This is a genomic window from Amycolatopsis saalfeldensis (genome assembly GCF_900110575.1).
Lineage (GTDB): Bacteria > Actinomycetota > Actinomycetes > Mycobacteriales > Pseudonocardiaceae > Amycolatopsis > Amycolatopsis saalfeldensis.
Genome location: NZ_FOEF01000006.1, coordinates 291,432 through 308,240, shown reverse-complemented (window position 1 = coordinate 308,240; position 16,809 = coordinate 291,432). Strand labels below are relative to the sequence as shown.

Genomic DNA, 16,809 nt, shown 5'->3' with positions numbered 1-16,809 from the left:
GGCTCCGAACAGGCCAGTAACGCGCTATAACACGTTGCATGTGAGGTGGAATGGCGAACGAGGAGTACGACGTCGTGGTGGTCGGCAGCGGCGCCGCCGGGATGACCGCGGCCCTAGCCGCCGCGGACCGGGGGCTCAGCACTGTCGTCCTGGAGAAGGCGGCCTGCTTCGGCGGGTCGACGGCCCGGTCCGGCGGTGGCGTCTGGATCCCCGGTAATCACGCGCTGAAGGCGGCCGGGATCGACGAGCCACCCGAGCGGGCGCGCGAGTACCTGGCGGCGATCGTCGGCGAGGTCGTCCCGGCCGAGCGGCGTGAGGCCTTCCTGGCGCGCGGGCCCGAGGTGCTGGAATTCGTCAGCGCGCGCACCCCGCTGAAGTTCCGCTGGGTGCCGGGCTACAGCGACTACCACCCCGAAGCGCCCGGCGGACGGCCCGGTGGACGGTCGGTGGAACCGAAGGCACTGGACGGCAAGCTGCTCGGCGCGGAGCTCGCGCACCTCGAGCCGCCCTACAGCGCGCCGCCGCTGGGCGTGCCGATCACGCAGTCGGACTACCGGTGGCTGAGCCTGATCGCGCGGCACCCCCGCGGGCTGGCCCGGGTGCTCGGGCTCGGCGCCCGGTGGCTGGCCGGGCGCCTGCGCGGGCAGCAGCTGCTCGCCATGGGGCAAGCGCTTGCGGCCGGGCTCCGGGCCGGGCTGGCGCGGGCGGGCGTCGACGTCCTGCTGGACACCCCGCTGCTCGACCTGCACACCGAGGACGACCAGGTCACCGGGGTGCTCGCCCGTCACAACGGCGTCGAGACGCTGTTCCGCGCGCGGCGCGGGGTGATCCTCGCCTGCGGCGGCTTCGAGCACAACGAGGAGATGCGCACCAAGTACCAGCGCGCGCCGATCGGCACCGAGTGGACCGTCGGCGCGGTGGCCAACACCGGCGACGGCATCACGGCCGGGCTCAAGCTCGGCGCGGCGCTCGACCTGATGGACGACGCCTGGTGGGGACCGTCGATGCCGCTGACCGGCGGGCCGTGGTTCGCGCTCGCGGAGCGGTCGCGGCCGGGCTGCCTGATGGTGGACGCCCGCGGGCAGCGGTTCGTGAACGAGTCCGCGCCGTACGTCGAAGCGGTGCACGCGATGTACGGCGAAGGCGACGGGCCGGGCGAGCACATCCCGACGTGGCTGGTGTTCGACCAGCGGTACAAGGACCGCTACCTGTTCACCGGCATCGGGCCGCGCCAGCCCCTGCCCGGCCGCTGGTACAAGTCCGGAGTCGTGGCCAGGGCGGCCAGCCTCGCGGAGCTCGCCGAGCGCATCGAGGTGCCCGCGGACGCGTTGACGGCGACCGTCGACCGGTTCAACGGCTTCGCCCGCGCGGGGGTCGACGAGGACTTCCACCGCGGACGCAGCGCGTACGACCATTACTACGGCGACCCGCGCAACCGGCCGAACCCGAGCCTGGGCGAGCTGTCGAAGGCGCCGTTCTACGCGGCGAAGATCGTGCCCGGCGACCTCGGCACCAAGGGCGGGCTGCGCACCGACGAACACGCGCGAGTGCTGCGCGAGGACGGCTCCGTCGTCCCCGGGCTGTACGCGGCGGGAAACACCAGCGCGGCCGTGATGGGCCGCACCTACGCCGGGCCCGGCGCGACGATCGGGCCCGCGATGGTGTTCGGCTACCTTGCGGCCGAGCGGCTGGCGAACGAAGATCGGACCGGCACGGGAGGCAGGCGATGACGCCACAGACGCAGGGATCCGAATCCGTCCGCACGATCGATGCCGGCACGCCGCCCGCGCGGTTCGCCCGCGGCTGGCACTGCCTCGGGCTCGCCGACACCTTCCGCGACGGGAAACCGCACGCCATCAACGCGTTCGGCACCAAGCTGGTGGTCTTCGCCGATTCGGCGGGCAAGCTGAACGTGCTCGACGGGTACTGCCGGCACATGGGCGGGGACCTGTCCCAGGGCTCGGTGAAGGGCGACGAGATCGCCTGCCCGTTCCACGACTGGCGGTGGAGCGGCAGCGGCAAGTGCGTCTCGATCCCTTACGCCAAAAGGGTTCCGCTGCGGGCGCGCACCCGTTCGTGGCAGGTGCTGGAGGAGAACAAGCAGCTGCTGGTCTGGCACGACCCGGAGGGCAACCCGCCGCCGGACGACGTGGTGGTGCCGCGCGTCGAGGGCGCGTTCAGCGACGAGTGGAGCAACTGGACCTGGGACTCCATCCTGATCGAGAACGCCAACTGCCGCGAGATCATCGACAACGTCGTGGACATGGCGCACTTCTTCTACATCCACTACGCCTACCCGACGTATTTCAAGAACGTCTTCGACGGCCACGTCGCCACGCAGTACCTCAACACCAAGGGCCGCCCGGACATGGGCATGGCGTCCAACTACGGCGGCGAGGACAACCTGCTGCGGTCGGAGGCGTCGTACTTCGGCCCGTCGTACATGATCAACCACCTGGTGAACTCGTTCCAGGGCTTCGAGATCGAGAACGTGCTGATCAACTGCCACTACCCCGTTTCGCCGACTTCGTTCGTGCTGCAGTGGGGGATCATGGTGAAGAAGATGCCGGGCATCTCGGACGAGCACGCGGACAAGATCGCGGAGAAGCTCGCCAAGGGCATCGGCGTGGGCTTCCTGCAGGACGTGGAGATCTGGAAGAACAAGTCGGCCATCGACAACCCGCTGCTGTGCGAGGAGGACGGGCCGGTGTACCAGCTGCGGCGCTGGTACGAGCAGTTCTACGTGGACGCTGCGGACGTCAGCGAGGACATGACGCGCCGGTTCGAGTTCGAGGTGGACACGACCAAGGCCAACGAGGCGTGGTCGGCGGAGGTCGCGGAGAACCTGGCGCGGCAGCGCGCGGAGGCGGAAGAGGCCGGGGTGTGACGGCCGAGGCCACCGAGTTCCTCACCGCCGGGCTGCGGCCGCACGAGTGCCGCAGCTGCGGGACCTGTGTGCTGGTGAAGAAGAACAGCCTCAAGCACACCAGCATCCAGTGGACCACCGACGCCGCGCGCAGCTGCCCGGTCTTCGCGGCGCACGCGGCGGCCGGCGGGAGCACCGCGCTGCTGGACACCTGCGAGAAGCTGTCGGACAGCATCGCCGACGCGGTGCGGGACGGCGTTCTGGGCCTGGCCACGGCCGCCGAACAACCGGGCGGCGGGGTCGCTCCCGCACACAGCAGCCCGGCCCAGGCCGCCAACGGAGTCGCTCCTGGTGGTGCGCCATGAGCGCGGTCGTCACCCTCACCGTCGCCGAGGTGGTGCGGGAGACCGAGGACGCGCGGTCGATCGTGTTCGAGGTGCCGCCCGAGCACGCCGCCGCGTTCGCCTACGCGCCCGGGCAGTTCCTGACCCTGCGGATTCCGAGCGAACGCACGGGATCGGTCGCGCGGTGCTACTCGCTTTCGAGTGCGCCGCACGAGGGCCGGGTGCAGGTGACCGTGAAGCGCACCGAAGGCGGATACGGCTCGAACTGGGTGTGCGACGAGCTGCGGGCCGGGTCGGCCATCGACGTCCTGGCGCCGTCCGGGGTGTTCTGCCCGGCATCGCTGGACGGGGACTTCCTGCTGTTCGCGGCGGGGAGCGGGATCACGCCGGTGATCTCGATCCTCAAGTCGGCGCTGGAACGCGGCCGCGGGCGCGTCGTGCTCGTGTACGCGAACCGGGACGAGAAATCGGTGATCTTCGCGCGGGCGCTGGCCGAGCTGGGCGCCCGGTACCCGGAACGGCTCGTCGTGCTGCACTGGCTGGAAAGCCTGCAAGGCCTGCCGCGGCCCGAACAGCTGCGCGAGCTGGTGCGGCCGTACGCCGGGCACGAGGCGTTCCTCTGCGGTCCGGCGCCGTTCATGGCGGCGGCGAAGACCGCGCTGACCGAGCTGAACGTGCCGCGTGAACGCGTCCACGTCGAGAAGTTCCAGTCACTGACCGGAAATCCGTTCGAAGCCGGCACCCCCGAGCCCGAGGCCGTCGACGCGGGCACCACGCAGCTGACCGTCAGCCTCGACGGCGAGACGCGGCAGGTCACCTGGCCACGGCAGCGGAAGCTGCTCGACCACCTGCTCGCGGAGGGGCTCGACGCGCCGTACTCGTGCCGCGAAGGGCAGTGCAGCGCGTGCGCGTGCCGGCTCGTCGCCGGTGAGGTGAAGATGCTGAACAACGAGGTACTGGACGCCGAGGACATCGCCGACGGGATCGTGCTGGCCTGCCAGTCGGTACCGTTGACCGACGAGGTTTCCATCAGCTACGAGTAGGGAGAGCCCGTGCCCATCGACCCCGCGCTGGCCGTCGGCGCCGACCTCGGCGAGCTGGCGTTCGGCTGGACGCCGTCCGACGTGCTGCTGTACCACCTGGGCCTCGGCGCGGGCGCGGACCCGGTCGACGAGCGGGAGCTGCGCTACACCTACGAGGACGATCTGCGGGTGATCCCGACGTTCGCGACTGTCGCGGCGAACCTGCGCACGTTCGAGCCGCCGAAGCTGAGCTTCCCCGGGGTGGACATCGACCTGGCCAAGGTGCTGCACGGCAAGCAGGAGATCGAGCTGCACCGGCCGATCCCGGTCGAGGGCAAGGCGGTGGCGCGCACCCGCATCGTGGACGTGTTCGACAAGGGCAAGGCCGCCGTGCTGGTGCAGGAGACCGAGGTGGCCGACGCGGGCGGGGATCCACTGTGGACAGCGCGGTCGAGCATCTTCGCGCGCGGCGAGGGCGGGTTCGGCGGCGAGCGCGGGCCGTCCGACCGGATCGCGTGGCCGGAGCGTGAGCCGGACGCCGTGCTGGAGACGCCGACCCTGCCGCAGCAGGCGCTTTTGTACCGGCTGTGCGGCGACCGCAACCCGCTGCACGCCGATCCCGCGTTCGCCCGCGCGGCCGGCTTCGACCGGCCGATCCTGCACGGCCTCTGCACGTACGGCGTGGTGGCGAAGTCGCTGATCGACGCGTTCCTGGACGGGGACCCGGCGCGGGTCGCGTCGTTCGGCACGAAGTTCGCCGGCGTCGTTTTCCCCGGCGAGCGGCTGCGGACCCGGGTGTGGCGCGAGGACGGCCGGCTCCTGGTCACCACCACCGCGCCCGAGCGCGAGGACGCGCCTGTGCTGTCCGACACAGTGCTCGTGCCGCGCTGAGCCCCGCGTCCGGCGATACCGTGTGCGGAACGGAAACCCTCGCACACGAGAAGGACGGCGGGATGTCGGACGAGCACGACGGCACCTTCTTCGTGGTACGCGGCCCGGTCGAACCGGGTGACAAACGCGGCCGCGAACTCGGGTTCCCCACGGCGAACATCGCCCTGCGCGACCAGAGCGGCCAGGTCGGCGACGGCGTCTGGGCCGGCTGGGTGGAGCGCGCGAACGGGACTTTCGTGGCGGCGGCCGTCTCGGTCGGACGCCGCCCGACGTACTACGGCGCCGACGGCTACCGGCTCGTCGAGGCCCACCTGCTGGACTTCGCGGACGATCTGTACGGCGAGACGCTCACCGTCTGGCTCGGCCGGCACCTGCGCGAGCAGCAGAAATACACGTCGGGGGAAGCGCTGGTCGAGGCGCTGGCCCTCGACGTGGCCGCGGCGCGCGAGTGGGTCGCCGGTCATCCGGCGAGCGGGCTGCCCGCCTTGGGTTCACCGCCACCGGACGGCGAAGTCCGCCGGCTGGGCTGATACTCGCCGTCACAGCGCGGCGAGCAGCATGTACCCCATACCGGCACCCATCACCGCGCGGCAGACGGTCCGCGAGGTGAAGCCCGGCGAGTACCGGCCACGCGTGCGGACGGCCAGGAAACCGGACCGCACGGCGTCGGCCGCGAAGTAAACGGCACCCCCGATCGCGAGGACCGGCAGGGCGAGCCCGGTTTCCGCGGTGGACATGGTGAGCCAGGGACCGTGGACCATGTCGCCGTGCGGCATCGCGGAAACCAGGTAGAGCATCGCCGCGGCGGAAAGCGCGTGATGGCCGCAGCCCCCGGCGTGCAGCCCGGCTTCGGCGCGAGAACGCCACCAGGCGAAGGCGAACCAGCCGGTGGTGAGGACGAGGATCGCCTGCCAGCCCGCCGCGGGGATCGGCGCACCGACCGGCGACGCCATCGCGATCATGGCGACGACGAGCAGCAGCTCGGCCAGGTCGCCGTTGCGGACGGCGGGGCCGAGGTGCACGTAGTCGAGCCGGACCAGGCGCCGGACGCACGGCAGCACCAGCACCGCGAACACCGCGGTGAGCAGCCACGCCACCACCACCGCCAGAGTCATGCCTTGCCTCACTCCGCGTTGCCGGCCGGGGATTCCACCGTGACATCCGGGTCCGGCCGGCGCCAGCCAGCAGAGGGGTGAAGCCGTTGCCCCACAAGAGTTACCGGCGCTCACCGGGGCGCTGTACGGGGCCGGGGTATGGGTGACGGTCAGTCACTCGTCAAGACCAGCCCACTGGTCGGGACGCCGGTGCCCGCGGTGACCACCACCGTCGACGCGCCGGCCACCTGGTTGACCGCCGTGCCGCGGACCTGGCGGACGCCCTCGGCGATGCCGTTCATGCCGTGGATGTAGGCCTCGCCGAGCTGGCCGCCGTGCGGGTTCAGGGGCAGCGCGCCGCCGAGCGAAAGGGTGTCGCCGGCGATGAAGCCCGGGGCCTCGCCGCGGGGGCAGAACCCGAGTTCCTCCAGCTGCATCAGCACGTACGGGGTGAAGTGGTCGTACAGCACCGCGACGTCCACATCGGACGGTCCCAGCCCCGACTGCGCCCACAGCTGCCGCCCGACCACGCCCATCTCGGGCAGCCCCGCGAGGTCGTCCCGGTAGTAGCTGGTCATCACGTACTGGTCCGGCCCGCTGCCCTGGGCCGCGGCCGCGACGACGGCGGGCGGGCAGCGCAGGTCGCGCGCCCGTTCCAGGGAGGTGACGACCAGCGCGACCCCGCCGTCGCTCTCCTGGCAGCAGTCCAGCAGGTGCAGCGGCTCGGCGACCCAGCGCGACGCCTGGTGCTCTTCCAGCGTGATCGGCCGGCCGTGGAACCAGGCTTTCGGGTTGGTGGCCGCGTGCGCGCGGTCGAGGACGGCGATCCGCCCGAAGTCCTCACTCGTCGCGCCGAACTCGTGCATGTAGCGGCGGGCGACCATGGCCACCGTCGCCGCCGGGGTGGCGATGCCCATCGGGTAGTGGAACGCGTTGTCGACGCCCGAGGAGTTCACCTGCCCGGCCGCCGCGGCGGACACCTGGCCGAACCGCTGCTCGGAACGCTCGTTGAACGCCCGGTAGGCCACCACGACCTCCGCGACGCCGCTCGCCACCGCCAGCGCGGCCTGCTGCACCGTCGCGGCCGCCGCCCCGCCGCCGTAGTGGATCCGGCTGAAGAACGACAGCTCCGGGATGCCCAGCTCCCGCGCCAGCGCGATCTCCGCGTTGCCGTCCATGGTGAACGACACCAGGCCGTCCACATCGGACGGTTTCAGGCCCGCGTCGGCCAGCGCGTGGGAAACACACTCCGCGGCCAGCCGCAGCTCGCTGCGCCCGGAATCCTTGGAGAACTCCGTCGCACCGATCCCGGCGATGGCCGCCTTCCGCGAGAGCGTCACGCGGCACCTCCAGGCAGCGTCAGCGAAACCGTTCCGGTGACGTGCTCGCCGAGACTGTCCACAGCGGACACGGCCAGCTCGACGTCGGCGCCGTCCCGGGCGACCACGTGCCCGGTGAACGTCAGGGTCTCGTAGGCGTAACACGGCACGCCGAGCCGGATCTTGATCGACCGCACCAGCGCCTCCGGCCCGGCCCAGCCGCTCACGAACCGCTGCACCAGGCCGGTGTCGGTGAGGATGTTCAGGAAGATGTCCTTCGAGCCGCGGGCGACGGCGGCGTCGCGGTCGTGGTGCACGTCCTGGAAGTCACGGGTCGCCAGCGCCGTGCTGACCACGAACGTCGGCGTCGCCTCGATCGTGAGCGGCGGCAGCTGCGCGCCCACCGAAAAGTCCGGCTGCGTTGAATCCGTCATGGGGCCACCTTCCACGCGGGCAGGGTCAGCTCGTCGTCCACGCGGACGAACGCGGCGAGCACCGGGAGTCCGATGTGGACCTCGTCCGGCCCGGCGTCCAGCAGCTCGGCCATCACCCGCACGCCCTCCTCCAGCTCCACCAGCGCCACCACGAACGGCAGCCGCTTGCCCGGCACCGCCGGGTGGTGGTGGACGACGTAGCTGTACACCGTGCCGCGGCCGCTGGCCACGACGTAGTCCGGGACCGCGTCCAGCGACCCGTCCGGCGGCATCGGCCCCGGCGGGTGCCGCAGCGTCGTGCCCCAGCGCTGGATGCGCAGCTCGCCCGCTTTCAGGCCCTCCCAGAAGAACGCCGTGTCGCGGCTGATCACCGGCCGCAGCACCGGCGCCGCCGGGGCCGCCGGAGCGGGCGGGCGGAACTTAAGCACCCGGAACACCATGTCGGCGACCAGTTCCTCGCCGACGTACCAGTTGGTGCGGGTCGTGACGAACCAGCCTTCGCCGAGGCCGGTGCGCTTCGGGCCGGTGACGTCCTCAAGGATCGTGGTGGCCGCGAGCCGCTCCCCCGGCCGCAGGTACCGGTGGTAGGTCTGCTCGGAGTTCGTCGCCACCACGGAGGTGAACCCGGCCTCGTCGAGCACGGCCATGATCGCGCCCATCGGGTCGTCCTCGGCGCGGCCGCCGTGCAGGCCGGCCATCGTCCACACTTGCGCCATCGCGGGCGGCGCCACCAGTCCCTTGTGGACGCTCGACGAGGCGAAATCCTCGTCGGTGTAAACGGGATTGACGTCGCCGATCGCCTCGACCCAGTTGTTGACCATCCCCTGGTTGACCGGGTCGCGCGCGTACCGGGGAGCGCATTCCCCCTGTGCGGCGATTTTCGCGGCGGCTTCCTCGATCGTCATCGCGGCACCCTCGGCAGTCCCAGTCCGGCGGAGGCGATCAGCTCACGCTGAATCTCGCTGACGCCCCCGCCGAACGTCAGCACCAGGTTCCGTTTCGCCAGCACGTCCAGCCACTCGGCGAGTTCCGCGGTCTCCGCGTCGGCCGGGTCGCCGTGCCGTCCCACGAGCTCGTCCAGCAGCCGCCCGATCCGCTGGATCCGCTCGGAGGAGAACACCTTGGTGGCCGAAGCGTCGGCCACCGCGACCGGCCCCGCCGACGCGGAGACCGCCACCTGCCAGTTCAGCAGCTCGTTCACCCGCGCCACCGCGAACGTCTCGGCGAGCACCGCGCGCACGTCCGGCAGGTCGAGCAGCGGGACGCCGTCCGGGGTGCGGCGCGCGGCCGCCCACGCCCACACGCGGTCGTGCAGGCCGCCGACCCGACCGGCCGGGCCGAGCATCACGCGCTCGTGGTTGAGCTGCGTGGTGATCAGCCGCCAGCCCTCGTTCTCCTTACCCACCAGCATTTCCGCGGGCACGCGCACGTCGCTGTAGTAGGTCGCGTTCACGTGGTGCGCGCCGTCGCAGGTGATGATCGGCGTCCAGGAGTAGCCGGGGTCGCGCGTGTCCATGATGAGGATCGAGATGCCCTTGTGCTTCGGCGCGTCCGTCGCGGTGCGCACGGCGAGCCACACGTAGTCGGCGTCGTGGCCGCCGGTGGTGAAGATCTTCTGGCCGTTGACGACGTACTCGCCACCTTCCCGCACCGCAGTGGTGCGCAAGGACGCCAGGTCGGTGCCCGCGTCCGGTTCGGTGTAGCCGATGGCGAAGTGGACTTCGCCGGCGAGGATCTTCGGCAGGAAAAAGGCTTTCTGCTCCTCGGTGCCGAAGGCCTGAAGCGTCGGCCCCACCGTCTGCAGTGTCACGGACGGGAGCTGGACGTCGGCACGCGAGGCCTCGTCGACGAAGATGTGCTGCTCGATCTCGCCGAAGCCCTGGCCGCCGTACTCCTTCGGCCAGCCGACGCCGAGCCGCCCGTCCCGGCCCATCCGCCGCACGATCTCCCGGTAGACGGTGCCGTGCCGTTCGCGCAGCATCGCGCGGCGCTCGTCCGGCGACACGAGGGTCGCGAAGTACGTCCGCAGCTCCGCGCGCAACGCCTGTTGCGCGGCGGTCAGTTCGATGTTCATCCCGCCACCCGTTCGCCCAGTCGCGTCAGCCGATGCGCCGCGCCCCCGACGGCGCGGGCCAGGTCCTTCACCGCCGAGGAATACCGGTGCAGCGGATACGTCTCGTCGACGCCGACACCGCCGTGCAGGTGATGGCAAGTCGCGAGCGCAGACGGCGCCTGCTCGGTCAGCCAGTAGGCGGCGATCTCGAGTTCGGTGTCCGCGTCGAGGCCCGCGGCCAGGCGCCACACCGCGGACGTCGCCGCGAGGTGCACGGTCCGGGAGGCGACGTAGACGTCGGCGATCTGCCCGGCCACGGCCTGGAACGTGGCGAGCGGGCGGCCGAACTGGACCCGTTCCCCGACGTACCGCGAAGTCAGCGCGAGCGCCCCGGCCAGCAGCCCGTCACCGAGGGCCAGCGCGCCGGCGAGAGCGAACCGGTGCAGCGTGGCGACGGCATGGCCGGGCGCGCGGTCGCGGAGCAGGTCCTCGTCGGTGACCCGCACGTGGTCGAGGCGGAGGGTGTACTCGGGCGCGCCGGTCGAACTGTGGCCGCCGACCAGTTCGACGCCGTCGGCCCGCGGGTCGACCAGCGCCACGGCCGTCCCGCCGGGCATCGCGACCGGCGTGAGGATCCGGGCGGACTCGGCGGCACACGGCACGCCGACCTTCACACCGGTCAGCTGCCAGACGCCGTCCCCGGCTTCGGCGACGGTGCCGGGCACGGTGGTCAGCGGCGCGGACGGCTCGTGCAACGCCGCCGTGAGCAGGGTCTCCCCCGTCGCGACGGGGGGCAGGAGCGCGGCCCGCTGACGGGGGCTGCCGAGCGTCTCGACCGGCAGCACGCCCAGGGCGAGCGCGGCGTACGCGGGCACGGCGGCGGCCGCGCGGCCGACCTCCGTGAGCACCTGCGCGACCTCGGCGACGCCCAAACCGTCGCCGTCGAGGTCGGCGGGCAGCGCGAGCGCGAGCAGGCCCGCGTCCGCCATCGCCCGCCACTGCCCGGCCGGCTCGTCGGCCTTGGTGAGCACACGCGCGGTCAGCGCGGTGATCTCCGCCTGCGTATCGTCAGGGGTGAAGTCCACGCCGGGCCTCCCTCCGGATGCCGGAACTGACTGGAACACGTTCTAGTCTTAACCGGAACGGGGCGGATCGGCAACCCCCGGACGCCTCGGCAACCGGGTACACAGAAGCGGAAGACGCCGTCGAACGAAGAGGGGCGCCGAGTCGACGTGGGTGCGGAACAGGTTCTCAAAGACGCGCTGGGTGACGTCGGCTGGCAGGCCACCCGGCGGCTCGCGACGATCCCGCCCACGGCCGGCGTGCCGGACCCCCAGCCGCTTTCGCTGCCCGGGCGCGGGCAGACCGTGGTGGTGGACGTCGGCCCGCGGCACGCGCCCGCGATCATCCTGCTGCACTCGGTCGCCTGCACCGGGCTGCTCACCTGGTACCCGGTGCTGGCGCGGCTCTCGGCGCGTTACCGCGTGGTGGTGTTCGACCAGCGCTGGCACGGCCAGGGGATCCGCTCGCAGGAGTTCACGCTCCAGGACTGCGCCGGCGACGTGGTGGCGGTGGCCGACGCGCTGGGCATCAACCGCTTCATGGTCGCGGGCTACTCCATGGGCGGCATGGTCGGGCAGATCGTCGCCTACCAGGAGCGTGAGCGCGTGAGCGGGCTGGTGCTGTGCTCCACGGCGAGCAACTTCCGCCGCGGCATCCGCCAGCGCGTCGCGCTCGACCTGTTCGGCCGCACCCTGCACCTGATGCGCGACCAGGCGCGGATCGGCCTGGTGCCGGGTGAGCCGCGCCGGGAACGGCTCGCGCGCCTGGAAGACCACCGGTGGGCGCTCGAGGAATTCCGCTCCACCAGCCCGTGGGCGATCGCCGTGGCACTCGACGAGATCGGCCGCTTCGACTCGTCGCCCTGGCTGCACACGCTGCGCATCCCGACGTCAGTGGTCGTCACGACCCGCGACGGCTTCATCGCGCCCGCGCACCAGCGCTCACTCGCCCGGCGCATCCCGGGCGCGGCGACGTACGAGATCCCGGCCGGGCACACGGCCTGTGTGCTGGCGGCGAACCAGTTCGTGCCCGCGGTGATGGCGGCCTGCACGGCGGTGCACGCGGCGATCGCCGACGAGGAGGCCGAGGATTCCGAAGAGGACTCGGCCTAGTTGAGACGGCTGTTGAGCGGGAATCCGTTCGAGGCAACCACCGCCGGCCCGTCATCCTGGGGAATGCTGTTCGAACTGACCGGGTCCGGCGGCTCGGGCAGGACCACCCTCGCCTTCCCGGCAGACGACCGGCGCCGGGGGATCGCCGTGCACGACCGGATCGCCACTGGCGCCAGCGCACGACCGAGCGGTGGCTCCGGCGGGCCCTGGAGTACCAGGACCGTGGAGCCGACCGGCCGGTGGGATTCCTCAGCCGTTGAAGCCTTTCTCGGCTGGGCGGCTTGGCATCGCGGCCATGCCCGAGATCCCCCCACCGCTGGACCGGCTGGGGCGCCGAGGATCCACGATGGCGCACCCACCGGCTCGACACCACCGGCGACTCGTGACCTGCCGCTAGTTCTCCGGCGCGGCCTTCAGCAACTCGTCCAGCGCTTCCGGCAACGCTTCGGCGAGCGGCCACAGGTCCTTCACGAGTTCCTTGGCGCCGATCAGGCCGACGCCGATCTTGCCGTCGTTGGACAGGACCGTGATGTTCAGCCCGGCGCCGTGGAAGACCGGGCCGAGCGGGTACAGGCCTGTGACGCGCGCGCCGAGCAGGTACAGCGGCACCGGCGGGCCGGGCACGTTGGAGATGATCAGGTTGTGCACCACCGGATGGCGCTCCGCCAGGCGCAGCGACGAATAGGCGCGCACGCCGAGGCCGAACGCCGTCGCCGGGGAGAACTGCGCCCAGTCGGCGAGCATGTCGGCGTCGATGTCGTAGTGGTGGTCCTTGGACAGCCGGTTCGCCTCGGCGAGGAAGAACACCCGCGCCGCCGGGTCGCCGAGGTGCGTGGGCAGCGAGGCGAAGAACGCGGACACCTTGTTGCTGCCGTGGTCCCGCTCGGTGCGCTCGTGCACCGACACCGGCACGGTCGCCACCAGCGGGTCCTCCGGCAGCTCGCCGCGCCCGAGCAGGAACTGCCGCAGCGCGCCGGAGACGAGCGCCAGCACCACGTCGTTCACCGTGACCCCGAAGGCGTTTTTCACGCGCTTGACGTCCTTCAGCTCGACCTGCGCGAACGCGACCGAGCGGTGGCCGGTGATCGTGCCGTTGAGCGAGGTGCGGGGCGCGGTGAACGGGACCGGCATTCCCTTGCCGCGCAACGCCTTTCCGACCCAGCGCGGCACCAGCTCCACCAGCTCGGGCAGCAGCCGCACCATTTCGAACGGGCGCCGGATGACCGACTCCACGCTCTCGCGCACCAGGTCGGCGCGCGTGGGCAGGCCGTTGTTCTGCTCCTCGTGCGGGACCTCGGGCAGCGGCGCGTCGGGCTCCAGCCCGGCCAGGTAGGTGATCAGGCTCGCGCCGCCGACGCCGTCCACGCTGGCGTGGTGCATCTTGAGCAGCACCGCGACCTGGCCGTTCGACAGGCCTTCGATCACGTAGAGCTGCCACAGCGGGTACGCGCGATCCAGCCGCTGGCCCGCGATGTGCGCGCACAGCTCGGCCAGCTCGCGGTCGTCCCCCGGCGACGGCACGCCGATGCGGTGCACGTGGTTGTCGAGGTCGAAGTCCTCGTCCTCGACCCACACCGGATGGCTGAGGTTCCAGAGTGGATTGTGGAGTTTGCGGCGGAATGCCGGGATCAGCGCGACGCGCTCGGCCAGGCGCCGCTTGACCTCCTCGAACGAGTAGCCGCCGGGGATCGTGGAGCCGTCCAGAACGAGCAGGCCGCAGACGTGCAGGACCTGCGAAGGCGTCTCCAGGTAGAGGAAACTCGCGTCCAGCCCGCTCAATCTCTGCATGTTCGCCAGCGTAAGCCAGAACGCGTCCGAGGGTGGATCGCGGCGGTAGCATCGGTGTGGTGAAGCCGAACTTCGTGACCCGCCGGGCGGTGCAGCTCGGCCTCACCGCGCTGGCGCTGCGCCCGCCGCGGCGCCGCTCCACCTCGATCCCGGTGTTCTTCGGCGCGTGGCTGACCGACGAGCTGGCACCGCACCTGCTCGGGCTCACCCTCGCCGACACCGCGCAGCACCTCGCGCGCCGCGGCCTGCGCACGCCGGGCGACCGCGCCGGGCTCGCGCTCGCCGCACTGTCCGCCGCCGGGCTCGGCTCACTGATCGCGACCGCGCAGAAAGCCCGCGGCGAGGTCGAGACGGCGTTGACCGAGGCACTCGGCCCGGACTACAGCTCGCGGCTGGCGCACCCGCCGAGCCCGCGCGACCTCGCGACGCCGTGGGGCCAGCTGGCGCTGCCGTTCCGCGGCCGCGATCCCGAAGTCGTGCGTGAGCGGAACATCCCGTACGCGCCGGGCGGCAAACGCTTCCTGCTGGACGTCTTCCGCCCGCGCGAGCCGGTGACCGGCGCGCCCGTGCTGCTCCAGGTGCACGGCGGCGCGTGGACGATCGGCAACAAGGACGAGCAGGGCCAGCCCCTGATGCGCCACCTCGCGCGCCGCGGCTGGGTGTGCGTCGCGATCAACTACCCGCTGGCGCCGGCGAGCCGGTGGCCGGCGCACATCGTCGCGGCGAAACGGGCGCTGGCCTGGATCCGCGGGAACATCGCGTCCTACGGCGGGGATCCGGGCTTCGTCGCCGTCACGGGCGGGTCGGCCGGCGGGCACCTCGCCGCGCTGCTCGCGCTGAGCCAGAACGACCCCGCGTTGCAGCCGGGCTTCACCGAAGCGGACACGAGCGTACAGGCGTGCGCGCCGCACTACGGCGTGTACGACATCGCCGCCACCAGCGGCGCGGAGGAGAGCAAGTACCGGCTGGAAAGCCTGCTCGCGGGCCGGGTCTTCGCCGCCGACCGCGACCCGGTGAACTACCTCGACGACTACATCGCCGCTTCACCGCTGGACCGGGTGTCCGACGAGGCCCCGCCGTTCTTCGTGATCCACGGCAAGCACGACTCACTGGTGCCGGTGGCGGAGGCGCGCGAATTCGTGGACCGCCTGCGCTCGGTGTCCAAGCAGCCGGTGGCGTACGCCGAGCTGGCGGGCGCGCAGCACGCGTTCGACGTGTTCCCGTCGATCCGCAGCGCCCACGTGGTCCGCGGGGTGGAGCGGTTCCTCGACCACACCTACCGGGCGTGGGCCGCCGCTACTTGTTGACGCCGGTCAGCGCGAAGAACTCCGAGCGGGAGCGCGCGTCTTCCCGCAGCGTGCCCAGCAGCGCCGAGGTGACGGTGGTCGACCCGATGGCCTGCACGCCGCGCAGGGTCATGCACGAGTGCTCGGCCTCGATCACCACGCCGACGCCCTTCGGGCCGAGCTGATCCGAAAGCCAGCCGGCGACCTGCTTGGTCAGGCGCTCCTGCACCTGCGGCCGGCAGGCGAAGTGCTCGACGACGCGCGCCAGCTTCGAAAGGCCGAGGATCCGCTCGCCCGGCAGGTAGCCCACGTGCGCGACGCCGGTGAACGGCAGCAGGTGGTGCTCGCACACCGACCGCACCGGGATGTCCCTGGCCAGCACCAGCTCGTCGTACCCCTCGTCGTTGGGAAAGGTGGTGAGGTCGAACGGACGCGGGGTGAACATCTCCGCGTATGCGCGGGCCATGCGCTCGGGCGTGCCCCGCAGGCTCTCCGACTCGATGCTGACGCCGAGCGCCCGCAGGAAGTCACCCGCCGCGCGCTCGGCGGCGGCGAGGTCGATGCCGTGGTCGGGTTCGTGGACGACGTGGAGAGCGGAGCCGGAGCGCATGGACAGTCCCTCGATTCCGTCGGGCTTTCGCACACGAATCTTGGTCTTATTCGGTGACGGGGTCAAGATGACCAGATCAGATGTGGGAGCGGCCACTTGTGGACATGGTGTTGGGCGTTATCGTGGAGGGGTGACGACTGAGCCCGCCGTCCCGGCGATCAAGGCCGTGGCGGCGCTGGAGGAAGACCTGCGCCGCGGCATGTACGGCTTCATCCGCGCCGCGCGCCGCCCCGTCACGCGTGACGAGGCCGCCGCGTCGGTCGGCATCTCCCGCAAGCTCGCCGCGTTCCACCTCGACAAGCTCGTGGACGCCGGCCTGCTGCGCGCCCGTTACGAGGCGGTCGGCGGGATCCGCAAGGTCGGCCGCACCCCGAAGGTCTACGAGCTCGCCGGCACCGACTTCACGGTCACCATCCCGCCGCGCCGCCACGGCGTGCTCGCCGACATCCTGCTCGACGCCGTGGCCACCGAACGCGAAGGCGAAACCGCGCGGCAAGCCACCGTGCGCGTCGCCGCCGGCCAGGGTGAGGAACTCGGCACGGCCGAACGAGCCGTCTCGCGCCCAGGCCGCCTCGGCACCGAACGCGGCCTCACCCTCACCGAAACCGTGCTGGCCCGCCACGGCTTCGAGCCGAGCCGCGAGTCGCCGACCCGCGTGCGCCTGCGCAACTGCCCGTTCCACCCCCTGGCGGCGAAGGCCCCGGACCTCGTCTGCGGGGTCACGCAGGCTTTCCTGACCGGCATCGTGACCGGCCTACGGGTCCCGAACATCGAGGCAGCCCTGGTGCCACCCCGCCCCGGCGAATGCTGTGTGGAACTCCGGGGCAACGCGGGCAACTGACCGCGACGCCCCGCCCAGCGGGTAGGGAACCGGGCCAGGCAGCTTCCCGCCCTCCGACCCGCGACGTCGCAGCGGCACCCGAGTCGA

At 71.8% G+C, this 16,809-nt stretch carries 16 protein-coding genes and 1 pseudogene; 9 read left to right on the top strand and 8 right to left on the bottom strand.

Going from position 1 to position 16,809, the window contains the following annotated elements; genetic code table 11:
- Positions 1 to 50 precede the first annotated feature (50 nt).
- The 6 genes and pseudogenes from kstD (at position 51) to BMY97_RS16875 (ending at position 5,653) form a co-directional block, all read left to right on the top strand.
- The gene (gene kstD / locus BMY97_RS16900) at positions 51 to 1,730 is read left to right on the top strand and encodes a 3-oxosteroid 1-dehydrogenase (RefSeq protein WP_091617791.1); all 1,680 of its coding nucleotides are present in this window, start codon (positions 51 to 53) and stop codon (positions 1,728 to 1,730) included.
- Complete coding sequence (locus BMY97_RS16895; protein ID WP_091617790.1) at positions 1,727 to 2,887, top strand: 3-ketosteroid-9-alpha-monooxygenase, oxygenase component; 1,161 nt, start codon at positions 1,727 to 1,729, stop codon at positions 2,885 to 2,887. The genes kstD and BMY97_RS16895 overlap by 4 nt, the downstream gene beginning before the upstream one ends.
- A pseudogene (locus BMY97_RS16890) lies at positions 2,884 to 3,132 on the top strand (hypothetical protein); the annotation flags it as partial. The gene BMY97_RS16895 and the pseudogene BMY97_RS16890, both read left to right, overlap by 4 nt.
- 95 nt (positions 3,133 to 3,227) lie before the next feature.
- Positions 3,228 to 4,253, top strand: coding sequence for a ferredoxin--NADP reductase (locus BMY97_RS16885; protein ID WP_091617789.1), 1,026 nt, complete (start codon positions 3,228 to 3,230; stop codon positions 4,251 to 4,253).
- A gap of 9 nt (positions 4,254 to 4,262) precedes the next feature.
- Positions 4,263 to 5,123 (top strand): MaoC/PaaZ C-terminal domain-containing protein, encoded by an 861-nt coding sequence (locus tag BMY97_RS16880; RefSeq protein WP_091617788.1) that lies wholly within the window; start codon positions 4,263 to 4,265, stop codon positions 5,121 to 5,123.
- 62 nt (positions 5,124 to 5,185) lie between these two features.
- On the top strand, positions 5,186 to 5,653 hold the full coding sequence (locus tag BMY97_RS16875) for a riboflavin kinase (RefSeq protein WP_091617787.1): 468 nt from the start codon (positions 5,186 to 5,188) through the stop codon (positions 5,651 to 5,653).
- Positions 5,654 to 5,662: 9 nt separating this feature from the next.
- On the opposite strand, the gene BMY97_RS16870 is transcribed toward BMY97_RS16875, so the two are convergent.
- From BMY97_RS16870 to BMY97_RS16845, 6 genes are all read right to left on the bottom strand, one after another.
- Positions 5,663 to 6,238 (bottom strand): DUF5134 domain-containing protein, encoded by a 576-nt coding sequence (locus tag BMY97_RS16870; protein WP_091617786.1) that lies wholly within the window; start codon positions 6,236 to 6,238, stop codon positions 5,663 to 5,665.
- A 149-nt stretch (positions 6,239 to 6,387) separates the two neighbouring features.
- Positions 6,388 to 7,557: a lipid-transfer protein gene (locus tag BMY97_RS16865; protein ID WP_091617785.1), complete on the bottom strand. Its 1,170-nt coding sequence runs from the start codon at positions 7,555 to 7,557 to the stop codon at positions 6,388 to 6,390.
- Positions 7,554 to 7,970, bottom strand: a complete 417-nt coding sequence (locus BMY97_RS16860) for a MaoC family dehydratase (RefSeq protein ID WP_091617784.1) — start codon at positions 7,968 to 7,970, stop codon at positions 7,554 to 7,556. The genes BMY97_RS16865 and BMY97_RS16860 overlap by 4 nt, the downstream gene beginning before the upstream one ends.
- Entirely contained in the window at positions 7,967 to 8,875 is a 909-nt protein-coding gene (locus BMY97_RS16855) for a bifunctional MaoC family dehydratase N-terminal/OB-fold nucleic acid binding domain-containing protein (RefSeq protein ID WP_091617783.1), read from the bottom strand. Before BMY97_RS16855 ends, BMY97_RS16860 begins: the two co-directional genes overlap by 4 nt.
- Positions 8,872 to 10,044 carry an acyl-CoA dehydrogenase family protein gene (locus tag BMY97_RS16850; RefSeq protein WP_091617782.1) on the bottom strand — a complete coding sequence of 391 codons (1,173 nt, stop codon included), beginning with the start codon at positions 10,042 to 10,044 and terminating at the stop codon, positions 8,872 to 8,874. The genes BMY97_RS16855 and BMY97_RS16850 overlap by 4 nt, the downstream gene beginning before the upstream one ends.
- Complete coding sequence (locus BMY97_RS16845; protein WP_091617781.1) at positions 10,041 to 11,108, bottom strand: acyl-CoA dehydrogenase family protein; 1,068 nt, start codon at positions 11,106 to 11,108, stop codon at positions 10,041 to 10,043. Before BMY97_RS16845 ends, BMY97_RS16850 begins: the two co-directional genes overlap by 4 nt.
- Positions 11,109 to 11,255: 147 nt before the next feature.
- Here BMY97_RS16845 and BMY97_RS16840 point away from each other — a divergent pair, with 147 nt between their 5' ends.
- On the top strand, positions 11,256 to 12,197 hold the full coding sequence (locus BMY97_RS16840) for an alpha/beta fold hydrolase (protein WP_091617780.1): 942 nt from the start codon (positions 11,256 to 11,258) through the stop codon (positions 12,195 to 12,197).
- A 393-nt stretch (positions 12,198 to 12,590) separates the two neighbouring features.
- On the opposite strand, the gene BMY97_RS16830 is transcribed toward BMY97_RS16840, so the two are convergent.
- The gene (locus BMY97_RS16830) at positions 12,591 to 13,985 is read right to left on the bottom strand and encodes a WS/DGAT/MGAT family O-acyltransferase (RefSeq protein ID WP_091617779.1); all 1,395 of its coding nucleotides are present in this window, start codon (positions 13,983 to 13,985) and stop codon (positions 12,591 to 12,593) included.
- 59 nt (positions 13,986 to 14,044) lie between these two features.
- On the opposite strand from BMY97_RS16830, the gene BMY97_RS16825 reads away from it, so the two are divergent.
- Positions 14,045 to 15,292: an alpha/beta hydrolase gene (locus tag BMY97_RS16825; RefSeq protein ID WP_091617927.1), complete on the top strand. Its 1,248-nt coding sequence runs from the start codon at positions 14,045 to 14,047 to the stop codon at positions 15,290 to 15,292.
- Here the strand turns inward: BMY97_RS16825 and folE are convergent.
- On the bottom strand, positions 15,282 to 15,881 hold the full coding sequence (gene folE / locus BMY97_RS16820; protein ID WP_091617778.1) for a GTP cyclohydrolase I FolE: 600 nt from the start codon (positions 15,879 to 15,881) through the stop codon (positions 15,282 to 15,284). The two genes, BMY97_RS16825 and folE, sit on opposite strands and share 11 nt — an antisense overlap.
- Before the next feature lie 199 nt (positions 15,882 to 16,080).
- Here folE and BMY97_RS16815 point away from each other — a divergent pair, with 199 nt between their 5' ends.
- Positions 16,081 to 16,722 (top strand): helix-turn-helix transcriptional regulator, encoded by a 642-nt coding sequence (locus BMY97_RS16815; protein WP_245787364.1) that lies wholly within the window; start codon positions 16,081 to 16,083, stop codon positions 16,720 to 16,722.
- The last annotated feature ends 87 nt before the right edge of the window (positions 16,723 to 16,809 follow it).

Coding starts and splice junctions, on each gene's coding strand:
- kstD (WP_091617791.1), top strand. CDS start 51: ATGGCGAACGAGGAGTACGACGTCGTGGTGGTCGGCAGCGGCGCCGCC.
- BMY97_RS16895 (WP_091617790.1), top strand. CDS start 1,727: ATGACGCCACAGACGCAGGGATCCGAATCCGTCCGCACGATCGATGCC.
- BMY97_RS16885 (WP_091617789.1), top strand. CDS start 3,228: ATGAGCGCGGTCGTCACCCTCACCGTCGCCGAGGTGGTGCGGGAGACC.
- BMY97_RS16875 (WP_091617787.1), top strand. CDS start 5,186: ATGTCGGACGAGCACGACGGCACCTTCTTCGTGGTACGCGGCCCGGTC.
- BMY97_RS16870 (WP_091617786.1), bottom strand. CDS start 6,238: ATGACTCTGGCGGTGGTGGTGGCGTGGCTGCTCACCGCGGTGTTCGCG.
- BMY97_RS16860 (WP_091617784.1), bottom strand. CDS start 7,970: ATGACGGATTCAACGCAGCCGGACTTTTCGGTGGGCGCGCAGCTGCCG.
- BMY97_RS16855 (WP_091617783.1), bottom strand. CDS start 8,875: ATGACGATCGAGGAAGCCGCCGCGAAAATCGCCGCACAGGGGGAATGC.
- BMY97_RS16850 (WP_091617782.1), bottom strand. CDS start 10,044: ATGAACATCGAACTGACCGCCGCGCAACAGGCGTTGCGCGCGGAGCTG.
- BMY97_RS16830 (WP_091617779.1), bottom strand. CDS start 13,985: ATGCAGAGATTGAGCGGGCTGGACGCGAGTTTCCTCTACCTGGAGACG.
- folE (WP_091617778.1), bottom strand. CDS start 15,881: ATGCGCTCCGGCTCCGCTCTCCACGTCGTCCACGAACCCGACCACGGC.
- BMY97_RS16815 (WP_245787364.1), top strand. CDS start 16,081: ATGTACGGCTTCATCCGCGCCGCGCGCCGCCCCGTCACGCGTGACGAG.